General features: G+C 32.9%; 21 protein-coding genes. 11 read left to right on the plus strand and 10 right to left on the minus strand.

The genetic code is table 11. From position 1 onward, the window contains the following. Window positions 1-31 precede the first annotated feature (31 nt). The 7 genes from M4I21_RS14525 to M4I21_RS14555 all read right to left on the minus strand — a co-directional run bounded on the left by M4I21_RS14525 (window position 32) and on the right by M4I21_RS14555 (window position 7,230). Entirely contained in the window at window positions 32-1,201 is a 1,170-nt protein-coding gene (locus M4I21_RS14525; RefSeq protein WP_249559953.1) for an acyl-CoA dehydrogenase family protein, read from the minus strand. A gap of 7 nt (window positions 1,202-1,208) precedes the next feature. Next, window positions 1,209-2,093 (minus strand): ComEA family DNA-binding protein, encoded by an 885-nt coding sequence (locus tag M4I21_RS14530; protein ID WP_249559954.1) that lies wholly within the window; start codon window positions 2,091-2,093, stop codon window positions 1,209-1,211. A 10-nt stretch (window positions 2,094-2,103) separates the two neighbouring features. Next, a complete protein-coding gene (locus tag M4I21_RS14535) occupies window positions 2,104-4,173 on the minus strand; it encodes an amino acid carrier protein (RefSeq protein ID WP_249559955.1) in 2,070 nt (689 codons plus the stop codon). An 81-nt stretch (window positions 4,174-4,254) separates the two neighbouring features. Continuing rightward, window positions 4,255-5,268 (minus strand): potassium channel family protein, encoded by a 1,014-nt coding sequence (locus M4I21_RS14540; protein ID WP_249559956.1) that lies wholly within the window; start codon window positions 5,266-5,268, stop codon window positions 4,255-4,257. 74 nt (window positions 5,269-5,342) lie between these two features. Further along, window positions 5,343-5,570 (minus strand): PspC domain-containing protein, encoded by a 228-nt coding sequence (locus M4I21_RS14545; RefSeq protein WP_072304946.1) that lies wholly within the window; start codon window positions 5,568-5,570, stop codon window positions 5,343-5,345. Window positions 5,571-5,579: 9 nt separating this feature from the next. Then, window positions 5,580-6,863, minus strand: a complete 1,284-nt coding sequence (locus M4I21_RS14550; protein WP_249559957.1) for a DUF2851 family protein — start codon at window positions 6,861-6,863, stop codon at window positions 5,580-5,582. 58 nt (window positions 6,864-6,921) lie between these two features. Next, entirely contained in the window at window positions 6,922-7,230 is a 309-nt protein-coding gene (locus M4I21_RS14555; protein WP_249559958.1) for a rhodanese-like domain-containing protein, read from the minus strand. Between the two features lie 72 nt (window positions 7,231-7,302). Here M4I21_RS14555 and M4I21_RS14560 point away from each other — a divergent pair, with 72 nt between their 5' ends. From M4I21_RS14560 to M4I21_RS14605, 10 genes are all read left to right on the plus strand, one after another. Beyond that, a complete protein-coding gene (locus M4I21_RS14560; protein ID WP_249559959.1) occupies window positions 7,303-7,761 on the plus strand; it encodes a MarR family winged helix-turn-helix transcriptional regulator in 459 nt (152 codons plus the stop codon). 10 nt (window positions 7,762-7,771) lie between these two features. Further along, the gene (locus M4I21_RS14565; protein ID WP_249559960.1) at window positions 7,772-8,332 is read left to right on the plus strand and encodes a YceI family protein; all 561 of its coding nucleotides are present in this window, start codon (window positions 7,772-7,774) and stop codon (window positions 8,330-8,332) included. Window positions 8,333-8,570: 238 nt separating this feature from the next. Continuing rightward, entirely contained in the window at window positions 8,571-9,968 is a 1,398-nt protein-coding gene (locus M4I21_RS14570) for an anthranilate synthase component I family protein (RefSeq protein ID WP_249559961.1), read from the plus strand. 4 nt (window positions 9,969-9,972) lie between these two features. Continuing rightward, window positions 9,973-10,536: an anthranilate synthase component II gene (locus tag M4I21_RS14575; RefSeq protein WP_249559962.1), complete on the plus strand. Its 564-nt coding sequence runs from the start codon at window positions 9,973-9,975 to the stop codon at window positions 10,534-10,536. Between the two features lie 46 nt (window positions 10,537-10,582). Beyond that, the gene (gene trpD / locus M4I21_RS14580; protein ID WP_249559963.1) at window positions 10,583-11,575 is read left to right on the plus strand and encodes an anthranilate phosphoribosyltransferase; all 993 of its coding nucleotides are present in this window, start codon (window positions 10,583-10,585) and stop codon (window positions 11,573-11,575) included. Further along, complete coding sequence (trpC, locus tag M4I21_RS14585; RefSeq protein ID WP_249559964.1) at window positions 11,576-12,358, plus strand: indole-3-glycerol phosphate synthase TrpC; 783 nt, start codon at window positions 11,576-11,578, stop codon at window positions 12,356-12,358. Then, entirely contained in the window at window positions 12,358-12,999 is a 642-nt protein-coding gene (locus M4I21_RS14590; protein WP_249559965.1) for a phosphoribosylanthranilate isomerase, read from the plus strand. The genes trpC and M4I21_RS14590 overlap by 1 nt, the downstream gene beginning before the upstream one ends. A gap of 31 nt (window positions 13,000-13,030) precedes the next feature. Further along, entirely contained in the window at window positions 13,031-14,212 is a 1,182-nt protein-coding gene (gene trpB, locus M4I21_RS14595) for a tryptophan synthase subunit beta (RefSeq protein WP_249559966.1), read from the plus strand. Window positions 14,213-14,221: 9 nt separating this feature from the next. Further along, window positions 14,222-14,983 (plus strand): tryptophan synthase subunit alpha, encoded by a 762-nt coding sequence (gene trpA, locus M4I21_RS14600; protein ID WP_249559967.1) that lies wholly within the window; start codon window positions 14,222-14,224, stop codon window positions 14,981-14,983. Between the two features lie 194 nt (window positions 14,984-15,177). Then, the gene (locus tag M4I21_RS14605; protein ID WP_249559968.1) at window positions 15,178-16,053 is read left to right on the plus strand and encodes a hypothetical protein; all 876 of its coding nucleotides are present in this window, start codon (window positions 15,178-15,180) and stop codon (window positions 16,051-16,053) included. Between the two features lie 226 nt (window positions 16,054-16,279). On the opposite strand, the gene M4I21_RS14610 is transcribed toward M4I21_RS14605, so the two are convergent. The 3 genes from M4I21_RS14610 to M4I21_RS14620 are packed head-to-tail and all read right to left on the minus strand — an operon-like array spanning window position 16,280 to window position 20,691. Then, window positions 16,280-17,215: a glycerophosphodiester phosphodiesterase family protein gene (locus M4I21_RS14610; RefSeq protein WP_249559969.1), complete on the minus strand. Its 936-nt coding sequence runs from the start codon at window positions 17,213-17,215 to the stop codon at window positions 16,280-16,282. Further along, window positions 17,212-18,165, minus strand: coding sequence for an alpha/beta hydrolase (locus tag M4I21_RS14615; RefSeq protein ID WP_249559970.1), 954 nt, complete (start codon window positions 18,163-18,165; stop codon window positions 17,212-17,214). Before M4I21_RS14615 ends, M4I21_RS14610 begins: the two co-directional genes overlap by 4 nt. Window positions 18,166-18,189: 24 nt before the next feature. Then, window positions 18,190-20,691: a TonB-dependent receptor gene (locus M4I21_RS14620; RefSeq protein WP_249559971.1), complete on the minus strand. Its 2,502-nt coding sequence runs from the start codon at window positions 20,689-20,691 to the stop codon at window positions 18,190-18,192. 371 nt (window positions 20,692-21,062) lie between these two features. On the opposite strand from M4I21_RS14620, the gene M4I21_RS14625 reads away from it, so the two are divergent. Then, the gene (locus M4I21_RS14625) at window positions 21,063-21,698 is read left to right on the plus strand and encodes a TetR/AcrR family transcriptional regulator (RefSeq protein WP_249559972.1); all 636 of its coding nucleotides are present in this window, start codon (window positions 21,063-21,065) and stop codon (window positions 21,696-21,698) included. Window positions 21,699-21,722: the final 24 nt, after the last annotated feature.

The following is a 21,722-nucleotide window of genomic DNA, read 5'->3' on the forward strand; positions in this document are numbered from 1 at the left end:
TTGGAAATTATTTTTGCCAAAATGAGTAATCCTAACTTGTCGCTGGCTTGTACTCTTTCTTATCTATTACCATTTTAGCAATAATCTCTCTCAAGATTTCACTAGTACCACCACCAATTGGGCCTAGCCTACTATCTCTAAGCAATCTAGCCATAGGATAATCCTCCATATAACCATAACCTCCTAAAAACTGCAAACAGTCATAAATAACTTCATCAGCCATTTTTGTAGACTTCAACTTAGATATAGTCGCTTCTTTAACAACATATTCTCCCTTGTTTAATCTATACGCTACAGAATAGTTATACTCTCTGCATATTTCCATATCTGCATATAGATCTGCATACTTATGTCTTAATGCCTGGTATTTGTCTATTGTTTTTCCAAACGTTGTACGCTCAGACATATATTGACGTGCATAATCCAAAGCGTACTCCGCTCTAGCATGCGCATTAACACCCATTATTAATCGCTCTAAAGCAAAATGCTGCATTATATAAGAGAAACCCTTATCTTCTTCACCCATTAAGTTAGACGCCGGTATCGTAACGTTATCAAATGCTATTTCTGCAGTATCAGAGGCTCTCCATCCTAATTTGTTAAGCTTAGAAGCAGAAACACCTAAAGTATCTTTATCTACCATAAAGATACTAATCCCTTTATTTCCCAACTCAGGACTAGTCTTTGCTGCAACGACCATATAATCACAATATACTCCGTTTGTAATAAATGTTTTAGAACCATTAATTACATATGTATCTCCTTTTTTAACAGCAGTTGTACGCATACCAGCAACATCACTACCTCCAAAAGGCTCTGTAACACATAAACAACCAATTTTTTCACCAGCTATACTAGGTGCCAAATAGTCCTGTTTAATAGCGTCATCTCCTTCTTTTGTAACGTGTGTCATTGCCAAATAAGCATGTGCCCACATTGCAGCAGCAAAACCACCAGAATTAATTTTTTGTAATTCCTCTAAAAAGATAATTGTATAAAAAAGATCCAAATCTAATCCTCCGTACGCTTCTGGAGAAGCAAGACCAAAATAGCCCATATCCCCAAATTTTTTCCAGATAGAACGATCAATAGTTCCTGATTCTTCCCACTTGTCTACATTAGGAACAACTTCCTTTTTTAAAAATTCTTTTAGACTTTCTCTAAATAACTGATGCTCTTCTGTGAAGTACATACCTTCCATACCTGTTTCATTTTTTATCGATGCTCAAATATAGTTTAATTCTATCAATCTTATTCGCAGGAAATCCTTCAATATTTGATAAATCAGCAAAAGAAGTGAAACCTCCGTTTTCCTGTCTATATTCAACCATGCGCTTAGCAAGATCATATCTAATATAAATTAATTTAGAAATCTCATACGCCGTAGCGCTATTAATATCAATTAATACAACCTTAGGCCTGCTTATAACCTTATAACGCTCTAAAAGACGCGCAACCACTTCCGGTGATAAACCATAAACATCTAACAACTGGTCATTTGCCAAAAAACCACCCAGCCTATCTCTAAATTTAATTATCCTTGCAGATAACTTTTCTCCGATTCCGTTTATTCCCTGAAGTTCTTCTGCTGTTGCGGTATTAATATCTACAACATCATAAGCAACAGAGATTATTGGCTTTTTAACAAAACCAACACTCGCTTTCTTCTTATTCTTCTTGGTCCAATCTGGAAATTTAAAGTAGGGAGACAAAACGTCTAATAGCGAATCTGAGACTTTAGTAACTTCTTTAAAATCTGCCGTAGAGTTTACATATTTATTTAAAGCCCTATAATTATGCAATCGATCTATTTCCTCTGTAGACATACCTAATGTATACCCTTTATAATCCGAAATGTAATTTGGATTATAAGGATAGATTTTAAATGTGTTCTTTTCTATAGATTGATTTTTTAAAGAGTCTATTTTAGTTTGAAGTTCGGTATTATGAGTTAAGTCATTTGTAGAAGATGCAAATACTCCATTACGAACCAAAAAATAAACAACTTGCAGAATTATGATAAATAACAATAAAAAGAAAATCCCACTTTGCTGTTCTTTACTGAACTGAAAGTGGGACTTAAACTTTTTCATTATTTTAATATTACTTCTTTATCGTCTGCTTTGTATGCAGCTGACCAGATTTTAACTTCTTAAAGTATTCCGCTAAGTCTTTTTTAACTTCACCAGACATTATATACAAACCTATTATATTAGGAAAGGACATCGCCAAGATCATCATATCTGAAAAATCTAATACAGCACCTAAACTAACAGAAGCACCTATTACAACAAATACCAAGAAGAACATTTTGTAAACAAACTCAGTTCTTTTACTTTTTCCAAATAAGTATGTCCAAGCACGCATACCGTAGTAAGACCAAGATATCATTGTAGAAAAAGCAAATAAGAAAACAGCCAATGCCAAAACATAAGGGAACCAAGAAATTTGACTACCAAAAGCATCTGATGTTAACTGCGCTCCAGCCATACCTTCTACCTCATGCATACCGGTAAATATTAATACCAATGCAGTTAATGTACAAACTACTACTGTATCTATAAACGGCTCTAAAAGCGCAACAAAACCTTCTGATGGAGGATTATTTGTTTTTGCTGTACTGTGTGCAATTGCAGCAGAACCAACACCAGCTTCGTTAGAGAATGCCGCTCTTTGGAAACCAACAACTAAAACACCTACAATACCACCTTTTAAAGCAGACGGACTAAATGCACCATCTACAATTGCAGAAAATGCAGGGCCTATATTTTGTATATTCATTACAATAACTGCTAATGCAGCTACCACATAAATAGATGCCATAACTGGTACAATTTTACCTGTTACTTTGGCAATACTATTAATGCCTCCTATAATTACAACACCTACTAAAACTGCTGTTACTACACCAAACCAAAATCCGTTACCAGCAAGTGCAGGAAACTGACCTGCTAATTGCTCAAAAGATTGATTTGCCTGGAACATGTTACCACCTCCAAAAGAAGCTCCAACAGCTAATACTGCAAAACCTCCTGCAAGTACTTTACCTAATCCTTTCATATTTCTTTTCTCTAGACCATAACGCAAATAGTTCATTGGACCACCAAACACTCTACCATCAGGTAAAATATCTCTGTATTTTACACCTAACGTACACTCTACAAATTTTGAAGACATTCCTAACAACCCACAAACGATCATCCAAAAAGTAGCACCTGCACCACCTAATGACACAGCTACTGCCACACCCGCAATGTTCCCTAGACCAACAGTACCAGATACTGCTGTAGCCAACGCTTGAAAATGTGTTACTTGACCTGGAGCATCTGGATCATCATATTTACCTCTTGCAAGATCTAATGCATGTTTAAATCCACGAATATTGATAAAGCCCATTCTTATTGTAAAGAAAGTTGCTCCTAACACCAACCAGATCACAATAAATGAAATTGGTTTAGTTAACGGATCTCCGTTTGGATGTGTTAAAACTACAGGATCATCATAATTAATTTCGGCAAAGTAATGTGCACCTTGCTCTATAACGTGCTCTTTATTCTCTGAGTTATAGACAACCTTGCCCGCTGCTGTTAAATGGCTTAATGTACCATTCGCTAAAGAAACTATGTTCTGGTCTTCACCTGCTGCGTTTGTAAGAACTGCTATATTCTCACCTTGCTTAACTTTTTCTCCATCTTTTTTAAGCCACGTTTTTAACGTAAACTTATCTTCTAATTCAGGAGACCAGTTAGGCACACCTATTCTTTTAGAATCTGCATATACTACAGGATCGTAAATACCTATTGCTGCAAAAGGGTCCCAAAACAAAACAGACCCCAAAGCGCTTACTGCCGGAGTCATAGTACCGTTAAAAATTTCGGCAATTGCATCTGATTCTACCGTAAATACTTTGGTTACACTTTTTCCGTTAGAATCTGTAATTATACAGGTGTAAGGGATACCTTCTACTAAACCTGTTGCTTTATTTGAGCTTAAGGGAGTGTTTTGATTACTCCACTTATAGGTATAAGGGGCTTCTCCTCCACTTACCTCTAACTTAATCACTCCATCATTAATAGAATTTGAGGGATTAAAAACTTTTCCTTCTACGCTAAAGTCTTGAGCAAAAACAGACATAGACATAATAAAAGAAAGAAAATATAGGTATTTCTTCATCGTTGATTGATTTTTTTGAGTTTGTTAGGGCAGCAATATCCAAAAAATAATCAACTCAATCAAGGAATTTTCATTAAATTATCAATCAATATGGAAGATTTCATTCAATTTCATAATTTGCTCAGGTCTACCTAAAACAATAACCTTGCTTTTAGATTCTAATTGCAAATTAGCTTCTGGATTAATAATATATTCACCTTCGGGAGAAATGTAACCTATTATAGTACACCCCGTTCTTTTCCTTAAATCTAAATCTTTAATAGAATTACTTGTCGTATTGTCTGTTAAATCTTCTATTGCAATTTCTTCTAAGGTTGTGGTGTGTTTGCCTTCTGTAGACAGCTTATCTAAAAAACTAATTAAATCTGGCATTACAACTAAAGATGCCATATGGTCGCCACCAATTTTATCTGGCATTATAACTTTATCTGCACCTGCTAGAATTAATTTACGTTCAGAATTCACCAAAGAAGCTCTACTTATTATAAACAGTTCTTTATTTAACTGCCTACTAGATAAAACTACAAACAAGTTTGATGCATCATCTGGCATTGCCGTAATTAAATATTTTGCATTAGCAACTCCTGCCTCAATTAAAGACTCATCATCCGTAGCATCTCCTTCTATAAAAAGCACATCTTCTTCATACTTTTCTATAACTTCTTTATCCTTTTCTATAACTACAAATGGTCTTTTATAACTACTAAGTCGTTCTGCTGCTTGCGCACCGTTTCTTCCGTATCCACAGATAATAATATGACCAGACAAGTCTTTAATTTTATTTTTCACTCGTTTTTTCTTTAATAGTTGCACTGAATTTTTACCCAAAACATATTCCGTAACAACAGATATAGCGTAGGCGACAATAAAAACACTAGAGATTATAAAAAATATAGTAAAAATTTTAGATGCAGTATCTAATGGTTTAACCTCCGAAAAACCAACGGTAGCCATAGTGATAACAGTCATATAAACTGCCTCCATCCAACTGTAACCCGAAATATACCTATACCCTAAAATACCTATTGCCAAAATAGATACAATTAACAATTCTGCTAAGTATATTTTTGATCTGAATAATTTTAAAAGCTTCACCTATAAATGGTATTTTAGTACTGATTAAAGCATTTCTAGGAACAGAAACACGCTTTATAATAGCATATTAATTATTACAAATCAAAGACTGAGGTTCTCTTGGTATACAGTAAATCCTTAATTTTTAACCAAAATGCTAAAAATAAATACAAAGCAAATCCAAATCCTAACGTGGCAAAAGTTAAGTAAATAAAAGAAGTACGCACTATCCTAGCCCTTATGCCAAAACGCTCTGCTATACGTCTACAAACCTCAAAACCGCGCTTTTGAAAATAGTATAAAATGTTATAGAAAAATTTCATACTATAAAATTAACCATTTCTACTTAATAAACTACTACCAACAACACATTGCAAGCATTTATTTTTTGAACAATACGCTTTATACAATTGTAAAACCGCCTGACTATCTTTTGCGTTCTCTACAGTAACTTTTATCGTTTTAAAGCCAGACACAACATTATTTTGCTCTTTAGCTAAAGTTGTACTCATTTCTAAAATAGTCTCATTGTCATCTTTACCCACATACTTAGAGTAACAAAAACGTAAAGGCAAAATAGTATTTATAACCAGTAAATCTATGAAGGATTTGGTTAGCTTCTTTTTACTTTTTTTTGATTCTTTAGCAAACGTAAAATGATTATCCCAATACGTACTCGCCATAACATTGCAAACAGTATATATTTCTGTTACACTTTTAGCCTGCATTAATTTAGCAAACAATGCTTGATGTTCTACATATAAAGCAGACAGCTGAGACAAACGGATGGTAGGGAAATTAGTAGGCCTTAATTTAAAAAAAGCAACGGAGACCTCATCATCAACAGTAAGGTTGAATTTATTCTGCAAAAAAGCATATTCTTTTTTTAATTCTAAATAATAGGTATCTAAAACTTCATCACTCTTTAACAAACCAGACATACCAAACAAAAGACTTTCTGCCTGTAACGGTTTTACACATACTTTTTTGAAAATACTAAAATCTATGTTTTTTGCGAGTTGCAAAAATGAGTCTCCATTTATGGTCGAGCCAAAATTTTTCATCAACAAAACAAAAAGAACGTGTTCCCAATTGTTATTAGAATCTACTAAAAGTTGGTTTACAAGAACGGCTTTTTGTTCTAAGCGTTCAAAATACAAACGGTCTATCCAATTTTGCATTAAAAAAGAATCTACAGAAGCTATGTCTTTTTCGCAATTGATAAATTTTTGTTTCTCCGAAGAAAATAATTGGCTGTAATTCTCTAAAACATGTAAGGGAATGTAGTCTTTTAATACAAGCGTGGGAATCTCAGAATTATCTGGTCTAAAAACGGTTGCGTCATCTTCCCAAACTACATGTAGTATTACATTATTATAATTTTTATCTTGCTCATGATTATGCGCATACCAATGAGACGCATTTAAATGCATTTCTACATTACCAGCCCACAACTGGTCTCCTATTTTAACTTGAGCATTAAAAAAATCTGGCCCTTCGTTATAGTTATGCGTGCCAGCAGACACAATTGTTATGGCATCTCCGTGGGTTGTTTGCAAACCTTTTAACTGTAATTTTTTATATTTCCATATAAAATGTAAAAGGTCTTCGCGCATAACTATACTAAAGGTTGTTTGCTTACTAAAGTAAACAAAAAGAATTTTATATGTAACGTTACTCTTTTACATCACCTTCCCAGTTCATAAAACCGCCTTCTAAATTGTAAGCGTTTTCAAAACCAAGACTATTCATTATAGCACAAGCCTGTCCACTACGGTTTCCAGATCTACAATACACGTAATAGGTCTTTGTTTTATCTAGCTTTTCTAATTCGTCTATGAAGCCCTGTCCTTTGTAAATATCAACATTTACAGCATTAGGTATGTACCCTTCTGCAATCTCATCTTCAGTCCTTACATCTAATATAAAAGCGTTAGCATCCTCTGCTAATTTTGCACTCCATTCTTCTTGTGTTAAATCCATCTTAAATATTTTTTTTCAAAAGTAATTAAAATAATTTTTACATACATTTGTATATACAATTATTGTAGCAACATGGATGTGAACAAAATTTTAAAATCGAATAAGCCTTTAGCACTAGAAAGCAAGACTATTATTCACTTAATGTTAGTACACCAAAGTATATCGGAACATACAACAGAAGCTTTAAAACCTTTTGATGTTTCTATACAGCAGTTTAATGTTTTACGTATATTAAAAGGACAAAACGGAAAAGCCGCTAACCTTAGCACCTTAAACGATAGAATGGTGTCTAAAATGAGTAATACGACTAGATTGGTAGATAAACTAATTTTGAAAGATTTTGTAAAACGTACAGTTTGCGAGGAAAATAGGAGGAAAATTGAAATTTTTATCACTAAAAAAGGAAAAGAAGAGCTTTTAAAAATGAGCAACGCTATGCTTGTTATGGAAAAAGAACTTCTAAAAGATGTAGATACGGAAGACTTAATTACTTTAAATAAATTATTAGACAAATTAAACACAGACAAATAAAACAACAATTATGAAAAAATTATCAGTAAGTATTTTAGCATTAGTTTTTTCTGTTGCAGCATTAACAGCTCAAGAGAAAAAAATTAACACAGAAACAAGTAGTATTACTTGGAAAGGATATAAAGTAACAGGTTCTCATGAAGGTTCTTTAGAGTTTAAAGAAGGTTCTTTAGTTTTTAAGAACGATAAATTATCTGCAGGTGAATTTGTAGTAGACATGACTACATTAGCTGTTACAGATTTAGAAGGCGGAATGAAAGGTAAATTAGAAGGCCACTTAAAGTCTGATGATTTCTTTAGCACTGAAAAAAATACAACTTCTAAATTAGTTTTTACCGTTGGTAAAGCTACAGGGAAAAATGCTTACGCAGCAAAAGGTAAATTAACTATAAAAGGTATTACTAAGCCAGTAGACTTTACAATATCTGTATACGGTAGTAAAGCAACAGCAAGCTTAAAAATAGACAGAACTGAGTTTAATATTAAATACCAGTCTGGTAGTTTCATAGAAAACTTAGGAGATAAAGCTATTTATGATGATTTTGATCTTGTTGTAGATTTACAATTCTAAAACATACTTTAAGATTGTTTTAAACCTCACTTTTGTGAGGTTTTTTATTTTTTATGAAACTCTAGTTGGGTATTATAAAATTCCTTTATATATTTGACCTAATGAAAATAACAACTAACATATGGTGGTGGAACAACTTACGTCAAACGTCGTGAGCAAAGCATCATTGTAATCATATACATAAAAGGCTTGTCTATCACGACAAGCCTTTTTTTTATTTAAAAATTTAAAGTTTAAGATGAAATATAATCTAACATCACACTACAAAAAAATATTAGCAGACACTATTACACCTGTTAGTATGTACTTAAAAATTAGAGATAAGTTTCCTAATAGCATTTTATTAGAAAGTAGCGACTACCACGCCAATAATAATAGTTTTTCTTATATCTGTTGCAATCCTATTGCTTCTATTAAAATAGAGAATGAAACAATCCTAGAAAGCTACCCAGATGGTACTAGTCAAATTACTACTATAGATGAAACTGTAGATGTTGCCACTGTGCTACACAACTTTAGCACTAAGTTTAGCTCTAGCAATAACGACTTTAAGTTTATAAACAATGGTCTTTTTGGCTATATGGCTTACGATTCTGTTCGTTATTTTGAAGATGTAAACATTACCAAAAAAGACAACTCTGTTACTATACCAGATATGTATTATGCGGTATATAAAAATGTAATTGCTGTTGATCATTTTAAAAATGAAGCATACATATTTGCACATACTTATAACACAGAAAACAACATTCCAGAAATAGAACAATTATTAAACGTAAGAGATTTTGCTACTTACAATTTTTCTAAAACAGGAGAAGCAACATCTAACTTAACAGATAACGATTTTTTAGAACAGGTAGATTTAGCTAAAAAACATTGCCAACGTGGAGACGTTTTTCAATTGGTATTGTCTAGAAGGTTCTCTCAAGAGTTTAAAGGGGACGAATTTAATGTATACCGTGCCTTACGCTCTGTAAACCCATCTCCTTACCTATTTTATTTTGATTATGGTGATTTTAAAATATTTGGTAGTTCACCAGAAGCACAAATTATTGTAAAAGACGGCAAAGCAGAAATACACCCAATTGCTGGCACATTTAAACGTACTGGTAACGACGAAAAAGATGCTATTCTTGCTAAAGAATTAACAGAGGACGACAAAGAAAATAGCGAACATGTAATGCTAGTAGACTTGGCTAGAAACGATTTAAGCAGAAATGGGAATACGGTTACTGTAGAAAACTACAGAGAGGTTCAGTTTTTCTCTCATGTAATTCACTTAGTATCTAAAGTTACAGGAATAAAGAAAAAAAACATACCTACAATGAAAGTTGTTGCAGATACCTTCCCTGCAGGTACACTTAGTGGGGCGCCAAAACATATGGCTATGCAACTTATAGAAAAATACGAAAAAACTAGTCGTGGTTACTATGGTGGTGCAATTGGTTTTATGGATTTTAGCGGAAATTTTAATCACGCTATAATGATTAGAACTTTTCTTAGTAAAAACCATCAACTACATTACCAAGCTGGTGCTGGTTTAGTTGCTGCATCTAATCCAAAAGACGAACTACAAGAAACATACAACAAATTAGGAGCACTAACCAAAGCTTTAGAAATAGCTGAGAATATTTAAGACGATGAAAAAAATACTAGTTATAGATAATTACGACAGTTTTACATACAATTTAGTGCACTACCTAGAAGATTTGGATTGTGATGTTACTGTAAAACGAAATGACCAACTTACACTTGAAGAAGTAGATGCTTTTGAAAAAATAGTACTCTCTCCAGGTCCTGGCATTCCGGATGAAGCAGGATTATTAAAAGAAATTATTGCTACATATGCACCTACTAAAACTATTTTGGGTGTTTGCTTAGGACAACAAGCCATTGGTGAAGTTTTTGGAGGATCTTTAATAAACCTAGAGCAAGTTTACCACGGTATTGCGACTACTATTACGGTTATTAAAGATGATGTCTTGTTTGCTGGTTTAGGCAAAGAATTAAAAGTTGGTCGTTACCATTCTTGGGTTGTTAATCCAGATTTACCAGAAGTTCTAGAAGCTACTTCTGTTGATGAAAACGGACAAATAATGTCTTTACGCCATAAGGTTTATGATGTTAACGCAGTACAGTTTCACCCAGAGTCTGTATTAACTCCAGAAGGCAAAAAAATGCTAAAAAATTGGGTAAATAAGTAAAATAGATCGATATCAAAAATTTACGTATTTATTAAAAATATTAAAGATGAAAACAATATTAAATAGATTAATTAATCACGAAATTCTTGGAAAAGAAGATGCCAAAAATGTATTAGTAAACATTGCTAAGGGTGATTATAACACAAGTCAGATTGCAGCTTTCTTAACTGTTTATATGATGCGTAGCGTTACTATTGAAGAGTTAGAAGGTTTTAGAGATGCATTGCTAGACCTTTGCTTAGCCGTAGATTTATCTGCATATAATCCAGTAGATTTATGTGGTACTGGTGGCGATGGTAAAGACACTTTTAATATTTCTACACTTGCCTCTTTTGTTACTGCTGGCGCTGGCATTAAAGTTACCAAACATGGTAACTACGGTGTCTCTAGCAAATGTGGCAGTAGCAATGTAATGGAATCTTTAGGAATAAAATTTAGTAGCGATGCTGGTTTCTTAGAAAAAACAATAGACCAAGCTGGTATTTGCGTATTACACGCTCCCCTTTTTCACCCAGCTATGAAAAATGTTGCACCAATACGTAAAGAGTTGGCTGTAAAAACATTCTTTAACATGTTAGGACCTATGGTAAACCCTGCCTTTCCTAAAAACCAAATGGTAGGTGTTTTCAATTTAGAGTTGGCTAGGATGTATGGGTATCTTTATCAAAATACAGATAAAAACTTTACTGTTTTACACGCCTTAGATGGGTATGATGAAATTAGCTTAACAGGGAACACAAAGACAATCTCTCGTTTATCAGAAAGTATGCTTAAACCAGAAGATTTTGGAGTGCAGCAAATAAAACAATCAGATATTGTTGGCGGTGATACTATTGATGCTTCTGCTAAAATATTTGTAGACATCTTAAGTGGTAAAGGCACAGAACCACAAAATAATGTTGTTTGTGCTAATGCAGGTATTGCAATTGCTACAGTAGAAAACATAAGCCCAAGAGAAGGCTTTTTAAAAGCACAAGAATCTTTGCGTAGCGGTAAAGGATTAGAAGCATTAAAAAAATTACAAAAGCTAAGTGCATAAATGGATATCTTAGAAAAAATAGTACGCGACAAACGCAAGGAGGTAGATTTAAGAAAATCACTTATTCCTGTTTCTCAATTAGAGGCTTCTGTTTTATTTAACAGACAAACAAGTTCTTTAGCTACGGCATTAAAAAATAGTAGTTCTGGTATTATTGCCGAGCACAAAAGAAGGTCGCCTTCTAAAGCCGTAATAAATAACAGTCTGTCTGTGCAAGATGTAGCTACAGGTTACCAAGGTGCAGGTGTTTGTGGTATGTCAGTTTTAACAGATGGCAAATATTTTGGTGGTTCTTTAGACGACTTACTAACCGCAAGAGCAGCTGTAAAAATGCCGCTATTGCGTAAAGAGTTTATTATAGATGAATATCAAATACTAGAAGCTAAAGCCTACGGTGCAGATGTTATTTTATTAATTGCAGCCATACTTACTAGAGACGAAATAAAACAGTTTTCTGAGTTTGCTAAAAGTTTAAATTTAGATGTTTTATTAGAGGTACACAACGAGGAAGAATTGCACAAATCTATTATGCCTAGTTTAGATATGCTAGGTGTAAACAACCGTAACCTAAAAACATTTACAGTAAGTTTAGATACTAGTAAATCTTTATCTTCTTTAATACCAAACGACTTTGTAAAGGTTTCTGAAAGTGGTATTAGCAGTATTGAAGCAATTAAAGAATTACAACCTTATGGTTACAAAGGTTTTTTAATAGGTGAAAATTTTATGAAAACTGATAATCCTGGCGATAGTGCTACCAATTTTATTACATCTTTATCCTAATGAAACTAAAAGTTTGTGGTATGAAGTACCTTGAAAATATGGAAGCCGTTGCTGCATTGCAACCAGACTATCTAGGTTTTATATTTTGGGAACCTTCTTCTCGATTTTTTAATGGCAAAATGGGTAACATTCCTAAAAACATTAAAAAAGTTGGTGTTTTTGTTGATGCTGATTTGGATTATGTTGTAAATCGTATTAACGAGTATAATTTAGATGCCGTACAATTACACGGTAAAGAGTCTCCGGAGTTTTGTAAAGGATTACGAAATTCTAGCCTTGGATTAAAAGGGAAGCAACCGCAAATAATAAAAGTTTTTTCTATTAAAGATAGTTTTGACTTTAGCAGTCTTAGTCCTTTTGAAAAAGTGTGCGACTACTTTTTATTTGATACAAAAGGAAAATTGCCTGGTGGAAATGGATACACTTTTAACTGGTCTGTTTTAGAAAACTACCCATCTACCAAACCCTACTTTTTAAGTGGTGGTATTGGCATTAAGGATGTAGATAAGGTGAAAGACTTTTTAAAGACTACTGCTTCTAAATACTGCGTTGCTTTAGATGTAAATAGCAGTTTTGAAATAGAACCAGGATTAAAGAATATTGAAAAATTAAACGAATTTAAAACAGCATTAAGTATCTAAATCAAGTGCTTAAAACTTAATACTAATTCAGATGAATTATAATGTAACAGAAAAAGGATATTACGGAACATTTGGCGGTGCCTATATTCCAGAAATGTTATATCCTAACGTAGAAAATCTACGCCAAAATTACCTTAAAGTTATGGCAGAGCCAGACTTTAAAGCAGAGTTCGATCAGCTTTTAAAAGATTACGTAGGCAGGCCGTCTCCTTTGTACTTTGCAAAAAGATTGTCTGAGAAGTACAATACAAAAGTATACTTAAAAAGAGAAGATCTTAACCACACCGGTGCACACAAGATTAACAATACTATTGGTCAAATTTTAATGGCCAAAAAGTTAGGTAAACACCGTATTATTGCAGAGACTGGTGCTGGTCAGCATGGTGTTGCTACAGCTACTGTTTGTGCTCTAATGGGTATGGATTGCGTAGTGTATATGGGTGAAATTGATATTGCCCGCCAAGCACCAAACGTTGCTCGCATGAAAATGTTAGGCGCAGAGGTTAGACCTGCACTTTCTGGTAGTAAAACACTTAAAGATGCAACTAATGAGGCTATTCGCGATTGGATTAACAATCCTGTAGATACCCATTACATTATTGGTTCTGCTATTGGGCCACATCCTTATCCAGATATGGTTACTAGATTTCAATCGATTATATCAGAAGAAATAAAATGGCAGCTAAAAGAAAAAGAAGGTCGTGAAAATCCTGATTACGTAGTTGCATGTATTGGTGGTGGCAGTAATGCTGCTGGTGCTTATTATCACTTTTTACACGAAGAAGAAGTTGGCATTATTGCTGTAGAAGCTGCTGGTAAAGGCATTAATTCTGGAGAAAGTGCTGCTACGTCTGCACTTGGTAAAGAGGGTGTTATACACGGTTGTAAAACATTACTAATGCAAACGCAAGACGGACAAATTACAGAGCCCTACTCTATTTCTGCCGGCTTAGATTACCCTGGAGTTGGACCATTACACGCTCATTTATACAAAACAGGAAGAGGAGAGTTTTATTCCGCTACAGATGATGAGGCTATGCAATCTGGTTTAGAGTTAACAAAATTAGAAGGCATTATCCCAGCCATAGAAAGTAGCCACGCTCTAGCCATTTTTAAACATAAAACTTTTAAACCAGAGGATGTGGTTGTACTAAGTTTATCTGGTCGTGGTGATAAAGATTTAGATAATTATATTAAATATTTCAACTTATAAAATTGTATAATGAATAGAATTAATCAAAAAATGCAAGAAGACAAAAAACTTCTTTCATTGTACTTTACAGCAGGTTACCCAGAGCTTAACAATACAGTTAAAATAATTGAAGATTTAGAAGCTAGTGGTATAGATATGATTGAAATAGGATTGCCTTTTAGTGATCCGTTAGCAGATGGTCCAACCATACAGAATAGCTCTACTATTGCACTTAAAAATGGTATGACCACCAATTTACTTTTTGAGCAATTAAAAGATATACGCAAAACAGTTTCTATTCCTTTAATTGTAATGGGGTATTTTAACCCAATGTTACAATACGGCGTTGAAGCCTTTTGTGCAAAATGCGCAGAAGTTGGTATAGATGGTTTAATTATGCCAGATTTACCTTTGGCTGTTTACCAAGATGAATACGAGTCTATTTTTAAAAAATACAACCTAAAAAACATCTTTTTAATTACACCACAAACTAGCGATGAGCGTATTAAACAAATAGATGATGCATCTGACGCCTTTATTTATATGGTAAGTTCCGCTAGTGTTACAGGTTCTAAATCTGGTTTTGGAGATGAGCAAACTGCGTATTTTAAACGTATTGCTACTATGAAACTTAAAAACCCACAAGTAATAGGTTTCGGTATAAACAATAACGAAACATACACCCAAGCTACAGAAAGCGCAAAAGGTGCAATTATTGGCTCAGCCTTTATAAAACATCTTACAGAAAATGGTGTAAATACCATTAAAGAGTTTGTACAAAAAATAAGATAAGAACTTATTTTTAGATCATAAAAAACTTTTAAAGAATTAAAAAAACAGCTACTTACAAGAGTGTTTCTTGTAAATTACTAAACCAAACAAAAGCTATCTATTTATTTAGGTAGCTTTTTGTATTTTTAGCACGTTAGTAATACTAATACTACATAGTTATTTTGTAATTTTACTACAGAAAAAACAATGAAATTTTGAGAAAAACAATAATATTAATTATTATAATATTGTCATTTAGTTGTGGTAATAATAGAAATAAACATTTAGAAGTAAAAAAAGAAAATCAACAACTTAATGAAAAAAACGGAAAAATATATTATGTACATTATAATTTAAATTCCAATTTTGAAATTATTTTTAATGGAGTTTCATTAGTAAGAAATAATAAAATTGGAGTTGTTGATAATTATCAATATCTCAATCCATATATAAATAAAAAGGGTGTTCAAACACTAAGTTTAAAAATAAAACCTCACGAAAAGGATGAATTATTAACAGAAAATTATCTCAAGAACATAAGTATTGATATCTACTATTCTGAAAATGATGAAAATCCACCATTTAAATTAGTGAAAAAATGCGAGTTAAAATCGATTGAAAAACCAATAAAGATTTTTATTGATTCTTGGACATTTGAAGCAAAGGTTCCATATAGCTTAGTTGGACTTGAAAATTCTCAATCTTTTTTAGATAAAGACCAAAATAAATTATTAGAAAAAGTAATTGAAAAATACTCTAATGTTAAAAACATTATTAATAATGGGGATGCTTTGAAATACTTAGAAGTTTATAAAAAATCTAGACAAAGAGAAATAAATTCTATGTATTATGACGTAAATAAACAAAAAGAATATTTAAATAATATAGCAAAGAGAGTTCAAGCCTCAAAAGGGTTTATGCAGCCTATTTCTGATTACAAACTTTTTATACATCCAAACGGTAAACTAGTCCAATTGGTTAATTCCAATGGTTCTACGCCTTTATATTCAATTGATGATAAAGGCAAAAGAAAATCTTATGGATTAATACTTCATCAATTAAAAGGGGCAAATGAATTAGAAGTCTATTAAATGGTTAAAACGAAACATATTATGGCGAAAGTAATGGTGCTAAAGTGGGATGGGAATTAGAAGGACGCATTAAGGCAAAGAAATAAAACGAGAATACAAACAGCTAGCCAAAGAGTAAAACCTCAATTGTTACTTATTATTAATACCTCAACACCCCTATATAAGCGCATAAAAAAAGCTGTTTCATAATTGAAACAGCTTTTAGTTTTTTGGTTATTTACGGTTATTATTTTCTGTATTGTATTGCCTTGTTAGGGTAATCTGTAATTAAACCATCTACTCCCATTGCTAGTAGCTTTTCCATATCAGTCTCATTATTAACTGTCCAAGGAATAACTTTCATATTGTTTGAGTGAAGATCTGCTATTACTTCTTTAGTTAGCATACTATGCAACGGACTATAAATTTGTGGTACAAACCCTATTGCCTGCAAATTAGTTTTTACATCGTCTTTATACACCAAAGCAGCCAATGTGTACTCTGGATAATTTTGATGTAAATATTGCAACACTCTAAAATCAAAACTTTGTAGTACTACATTTTCAACAGCAATTTTATCTTTAATAGTTGCTATAACTAAATCAGAAAAATCTTTTGGGTTAGGATGATACAAGTCGTCGCCCTCTGGCAAACTCTTAATTTCTATATTGTACTTAATTGGTGTAGCATTACCTGCTGTTAAAGAATCTGCAAGTTTAATAACATCTAACAATAAAGGTTTTGTTACGTACTGTTTTTGTTGCTCAGGAAAATTAACATTTCCCATACTACCACAATCGTATTTTTGAGTTTGCTTGTAGGTATGCTCATAAATATTTAACGCAACAGAATCGTTTTTAGCAATAGTTTTACCTGTAGAATCTTTACAAAAAAGCGGATTAAAATAAGGCTCGTGAGATACCAAAACTTGTTTATCTTTTGTTACTGCAAGGTCTAACTCAATAGTATTTACACCAAGTTTTATTGCTGTTGTAAATGCTGGTATGCTATTCTCGGGCATTAAGCCTCTAGCACCACGGTGTCCTTCTAAATCAAAACTATAAGTCACCACTGTTTCTTCAATCGGAGCAGCTTCTTCTTTTACTTCTTTCTTTTTATCGCTCTGCTTGCAAGCCATAAAACCTAGGCCTATAAGGCCGCAAATAGCTATTTTTAATTTCATTTTATAATTTTGTTTAAAAATGCAACTGTATTTACATAAACACCTTGCCAGTCTTTAGACCTAATATCACTTGCAATTACGTGATTTCCGCTTTCTGGAAAAGCTACCTTTATTTTATTTTCTTCTGGTGTACCAAGAGCGTCAAACATTACTTGCATTGCTGGTACAGAAACCACATTGTCTTGCTCTTCTTCATTTTTATAATAATACCCTAAAAAAACAGGACAAGTAACTTTAGAAAAAGTCGCTGTTGTCATTGTATTTGTTAGCATTGTAATTAAAGAAACATAACCATTTATGTGGTAGTTAGTAGACCAATATTTCGCTTCTAATTCCGGACGTTCTTGCACTTGCATTGTGCCTCCTAAAACTTTCATAAACTGCTCTCTACCTCCTGGCTTTATTATAGATTTCATTGCAGGATTAAGTAAATCTATAAACGGAGAATATAAAACCAACGCTTTAATATCTTTATCTTCTGCTGCTATTGCTAAGCTTAATGTACCACCGGTAGATGTACTAATTACAATAACCTCTTCGCCTATTTGCTTTCCATATTCTATAGCCTTCTTTGCAGAAGCAATGTAATTTTCTGGAGTCAAATTCTCGAACGTATTATCTCTATAAATTCCGTGCTCTTCTAAACGAGCCATATATGTATTTGCTTTAAAGTTTGCCGAAAGCTGAGACATTACGGGCTCACCTTCTGCACTACTAGCACCAAAACCATGTAAATACACAAAAGCAATAGGTGATTTTTTATACTTATAATCGTCTGCCCAAATGATACGTGCTTCGTTATCTGCCTTAATTCCGACTACATTACTCTCCGCTACTTGTATATTTTTCTCTAACTCTTTTAAACTTTGCATTTTCACTGCTTTTTGTGCGGTTACAAAAGAAGCAATTACTAGAAACAAAGAAAGGATATATGTCTTTTTATTTTTCATTTTATTGTTTTTTAATAATTTATCTTAAAACTTTACAGACAATTGCAGTCCATAAAATGCCGGAGGACCTGCAATAAATGTAGGAATACCAAAAGCACCTCCTGTATTACCAGCATCTATAATAAATTCCTCATCTAAAACATTAGTTGCAAATAAACTAATCTCGTACCTATCTTCTATAGTAACGCCTGTTCTAATATTTAACAATCCATAACCGTCTTGAGATATGTTCGGTAAATTAGTTTCCTCAAAAAACACTTTAGACTTATATGTATATGTTGGTCTTAAAAATACAGCTACTTTTTCACTTAAAGTAGGATTGATATTAAATCCTACTGAAAAAGAGTGCTCTGGTGTTAACCTAAATGTATTACCTGCCAATTGTTGTGCATTTCCGTCTGAATCTTTAGCATCAAAAGAAGCATCTATATACCCATAATTAGCAAAGAAAGAGCTACTTTTTGCAAATTGATATTGCATCGCTGCTTCAAAACCAAAAGCTGTAGCACTACCACTATCGTTAGGAAGTATAACCAAACCATCTGTTTCATCTAGACGTGCAATTGTTGTTTGAAAATTATTGTAATCGTAATAATATCCATTAATATCAAACTGTAATTTATTATCTAACAGTAATGATTTTAATCCCAACTCATAAGACCAAACAGTTTCGTCTGACAATACATTTACTTCTGTAGCCGATACATTAATTACATTTGGTCTTCTACCGCGTGCAACATTACCAAAAACAGTTACCACATCACTTAAATCATAATTTACAGCAAACCTACCTACTGCAGATGTAAAAGTTTCACTTGCCGAAATTCTACCGTTTGTTGGTGTAAATAAGTTGTTAGGGAAAGCGCCTAAAAAGTTACCTAACAATCCTGGGGTATCTGCATTTATAACCTCTAAACCAGCATTACTATTTTCTAAGGTTGCTCTTAACCCTAATGTAAAAGTTAATTTATCTGTAACATCATAAGATGCATCTGCAAAAATATCTCCTGAATAATTTTCGCCATAGTTAATAGAGTTTTCTTTATTAATAGACAATAAAGGAGCGCCAGCCAATGGTCCAAAACTAGCCGGGTCATTAGGTAGGTTAGGAAACAATGTTGGTATACCGTTTACAACCAAAGCATCTGTAGCGACTAAAAGAACAAAGTAACTTTGCTCATTCACCTCAAAAGGAACTGCTTGCGAGCCATTCTCATAAAAGAAATTAGCTCCAAAGAAACCAGAAAACTTATCATCATTATCAAAATTAAATCGTACTTCTTGACTAAATTGTTCGCCTTCTGCAATCTCTCTAAAAAATAAAACTGGTGCTGCAGTACCGTCTGCATCAAAAGCTTCATCAGAGTCAAATTTTCTGTAAGCTGTAGTAGCTGTTAAATCCCAATTATCATTTAAATTAGATTTTAAAATACCTGTTATACCATATACTTTACGGTTTAATCCTAATTCTTTACCGCGCTCTAAATCTGCAAAAGAGTTCGGATTTAAATCTCCTCCTAAAGGTGCAAATGTTCCACTTTTAAAAGACGTTCCTGGAGGCGTGTCTTGCTGCCAGTTTCCAATTAAATCTAAGGTCGTATTATCATTAATCATATATTTTAAAGAGCCTCTAAGTGCTAAAGTTTCTTTACCGTTAAGGTCTCCGCCAGAAAGGTTTTCTATATACCCATCTCTTCTATTATAAATGGCAGCAAAACGAGCAAATAACTTATCTTTTACTATTGGTGTATTTACAAAGCCATTTACTAAAAACTGATTGTAATTACCAACACCCGTTTTTAAAGACGCAGAAGTCTCGTTCTTTGCCTTTTTTTGTATAATATGCATTGCACCAATTTGTGCTCCTCTACCAAAAAGAGTTCCTTGCGGGCCTTTTAGCACCTCTACTCGTTCAATATCAAACAACTCTACAACAGAACCACGAGATTTACTAATGGATACTCCGTCTTGAAAAACAGAAACTCTTGGCTCTACTCTAGAGTCACCACTATCACTAGTAATACCTCTTACCACAATACCTGGGTTGTTTACACTTTGAATTTGGATTTGTAAACCTGGCACATAATCTGAAAAAGTATCGTACTCAAACGTGCCTTGGTTGTTAATAAACTCACTACCGTAAGATGTTATAGCAATTGGTACATCTTTATTTAATTGTTCTCTTTTTTGTGCTGTAACCACCAAACCGTCTAATTGAAAAGAAGGCTCTTTTAAATTAAAGTTTACCCTAGTCTGTGGTGTAGAAATATCTACCGTTTTTTTTATGCTCTTGTATCCTAAATAAGATACTGTAACCGTATACGTTTTATAACTTAAGTCATCAATTTTGTATAAGCCAGATTCATCTGTAACTGCACCCCTAGAAATGCTTTGTATAATAACATTGGCTCCAATTACAGGAGTCCCTGTTTCATCTACTACTTGTCCGTTAAGACTCCCTTTGTTTTGTGCAGCAACAGTACATACTGTTAGTAATAATAAAATTAAATAGTACTTCTTTTTCATCGTGTTTTTTTAAGTTGCCCAAAACTATGTAGCTACTGTTAAGCTAAAAGTCTCGCTACTTTATAATAATGTTAGGCAAACATTAACACGTATTACGTAAGCATTAATACGGAGATCCTTTTGTTAAGCGAAGTTTAAAATAATTACTTAAACAACTACTTGTCAGCCTACTAACACAAAAAACAATTAAACAGAATAATTGCGCAGATATTTAATTTAAACAATAAAAAAGTACTTGTAGTATTCTTTTTTTTAGTGCGATGAAAATCTAAGAACAAAACCAATCTTAAAATTTTCATAAAATTAAATTAAACAAACGTTTAATTTAAACATTTGTTTAATTTTACAGCCTCAAAATTAACAATCATCACATGGAGTGGAATGATAAACAGAAAAAAATACTTGATATAGCTGAAGAATTATTTGCAATAAATGGTTTTGATGGTACTTCTATTAGACAAATATCAAAGGCTGCCGATATAAATGTAGCAATGATCTCCTATTACTTTGGTTCTAAACAAAAGTTATTACAAGCAATTGTAGCGTATAGAAACACTGGTTTTAGAGAAGAGTTTGAAGATATAATTGTTACAGAATTAAGCTACCTAGAAAAGTTAGATCAAATAGTTTCCTTAGTAATTAGTAGAATACACAAGAACAGAAGAATTTATAAAATTATTCACTTTCTACATAGTAACAATGAACATAATTTTGATTTTGAAATCTATAATGCCCAGAAAAAAGAAAATTTTAAAACATTAAAAGACTTTATAACTAATGGGCAAAAAGAAGGTTCGTTTGTAGAAGGTGTAGATTATTTACTCTTTGCAAGTAATCTAAGAGGAGCATACTTTAGTTTATACTTTAACAAATCTCTTTTTATGTCCGTCTTAGATCTTAAAGATGATACTGGTTTTGAAAAATACATATTTTCTAATTTAATACCACACGTACAAAGAACAGCTAGAGCCGTATTAACCTATAATCCAAAAAAAAATAAAAAATAAAATCTTATCCATTTAATACATCTA

Origin of the sequence: Cellulophaga sp. 20_2_10 (assembly GCF_023476645.1) — a bacterium.
Taxonomy (GTDB): Bacteria; Bacteroidota; Bacteroidia; order Flavobacteriales; family Flavobacteriaceae; genus Cellulophaga.

Bases quoted from the DNA above. Each gene is read 5' to 3' on its own strand.
- trpA (WP_249559967.1), top strand. From the start codon at position 14,222: ATGAATAGAATTAATCAAAAAATGCAAGAAGACAAAAAACTTCTTTCA.
- M4I21_RS14550 (WP_249559957.1), bottom strand. From the start codon at position 6,863: ATGCGCGAAGACCTTTTACATTTTATATGGAAATATAAAAAATTACAG.
- M4I21_RS14610 (WP_249559969.1), bottom strand. From the start codon at position 17,215: ATGAAATTAAAAATAGCTATTTGCGGCCTTATAGGCCTAGGTTTTATG.
- M4I21_RS14545 (WP_072304946.1), bottom strand. From the start codon at position 5,570: ATGAAATTTTTCTATAACATTTTATACTATTTTCAAAAGCGCGGTTTT.
- M4I21_RS14590 (WP_249559965.1), top strand. From the start codon at position 12,358: ATGAAACTAAAAGTTTGTGGTATGAAGTACCTTGAAAATATGGAAGCC.
- M4I21_RS14535 (WP_249559955.1), bottom strand. From the start codon at position 4,173: ATGAAGAAATACCTATATTTTCTTTCTTTTATTATGTCTATGTCTGTT.
- trpB (WP_249559966.1), top strand. From the start codon at position 13,031: ATGAATTATAATGTAACAGAAAAAGGATATTACGGAACATTTGGCGGT.
- M4I21_RS14525 (WP_249559953.1), bottom strand. From the start codon at position 1,201: ATGGAAGGTATGTACTTCACAGAAGAGCATCAGTTATTTAGAGAAAGT.
- trpD (WP_249559963.1), top strand. From the start codon at position 10,583: ATGAAAACAATATTAAATAGATTAATTAATCACGAAATTCTTGGAAAA.
- M4I21_RS14530 (WP_249559954.1), bottom strand. From the start codon at position 2,093: ATGAAAAAGTTTAAGTCCCACTTTCAGTTCAGTAAAGAACAGCAAAGT.
- M4I21_RS14620 (WP_249559971.1), bottom strand. From the start codon at position 20,691: ATGAAAAAGAAGTACTATTTAATTTTATTATTACTAACAGTATGTACT.
- M4I21_RS14565 (WP_249559960.1), top strand. From the start codon at position 7,772: ATGAAAAAATTATCAGTAAGTATTTTAGCATTAGTTTTTTCTGTTGCA.
- M4I21_RS14615 (WP_249559970.1), bottom strand. From the start codon at position 18,165: ATGAAAAATAAAAAGACATATATCCTTTCTTTGTTTCTAGTAATTGCT.
- M4I21_RS14555 (WP_249559958.1), bottom strand. From the start codon at position 7,230: ATGGATTTAACACAAGAAGAATGGAGTGCAAAATTAGCAGAGGATGCT.
- trpC (WP_249559964.1), top strand. From the start codon at position 11,576: ATGGATATCTTAGAAAAAATAGTACGCGACAAACGCAAGGAGGTAGAT.
- M4I21_RS14560 (WP_249559959.1), top strand. From the start codon at position 7,303: ATGGATGTGAACAAAATTTTAAAATCGAATAAGCCTTTAGCACTAGAA.
- M4I21_RS14570 (WP_249559961.1), top strand. From the start codon at position 8,571: ATGAAATATAATCTAACATCACACTACAAAAAAATATTAGCAGACACT.
- M4I21_RS14625 (WP_249559972.1), top strand. From the start codon at position 21,063: ATGGAGTGGAATGATAAACAGAAAAAAATACTTGATATAGCTGAAGAA.
- M4I21_RS14575 (WP_249559962.1), top strand. From the start codon at position 9,973: ATGAAAAAAATACTAGTTATAGATAATTACGACAGTTTTACATACAAT.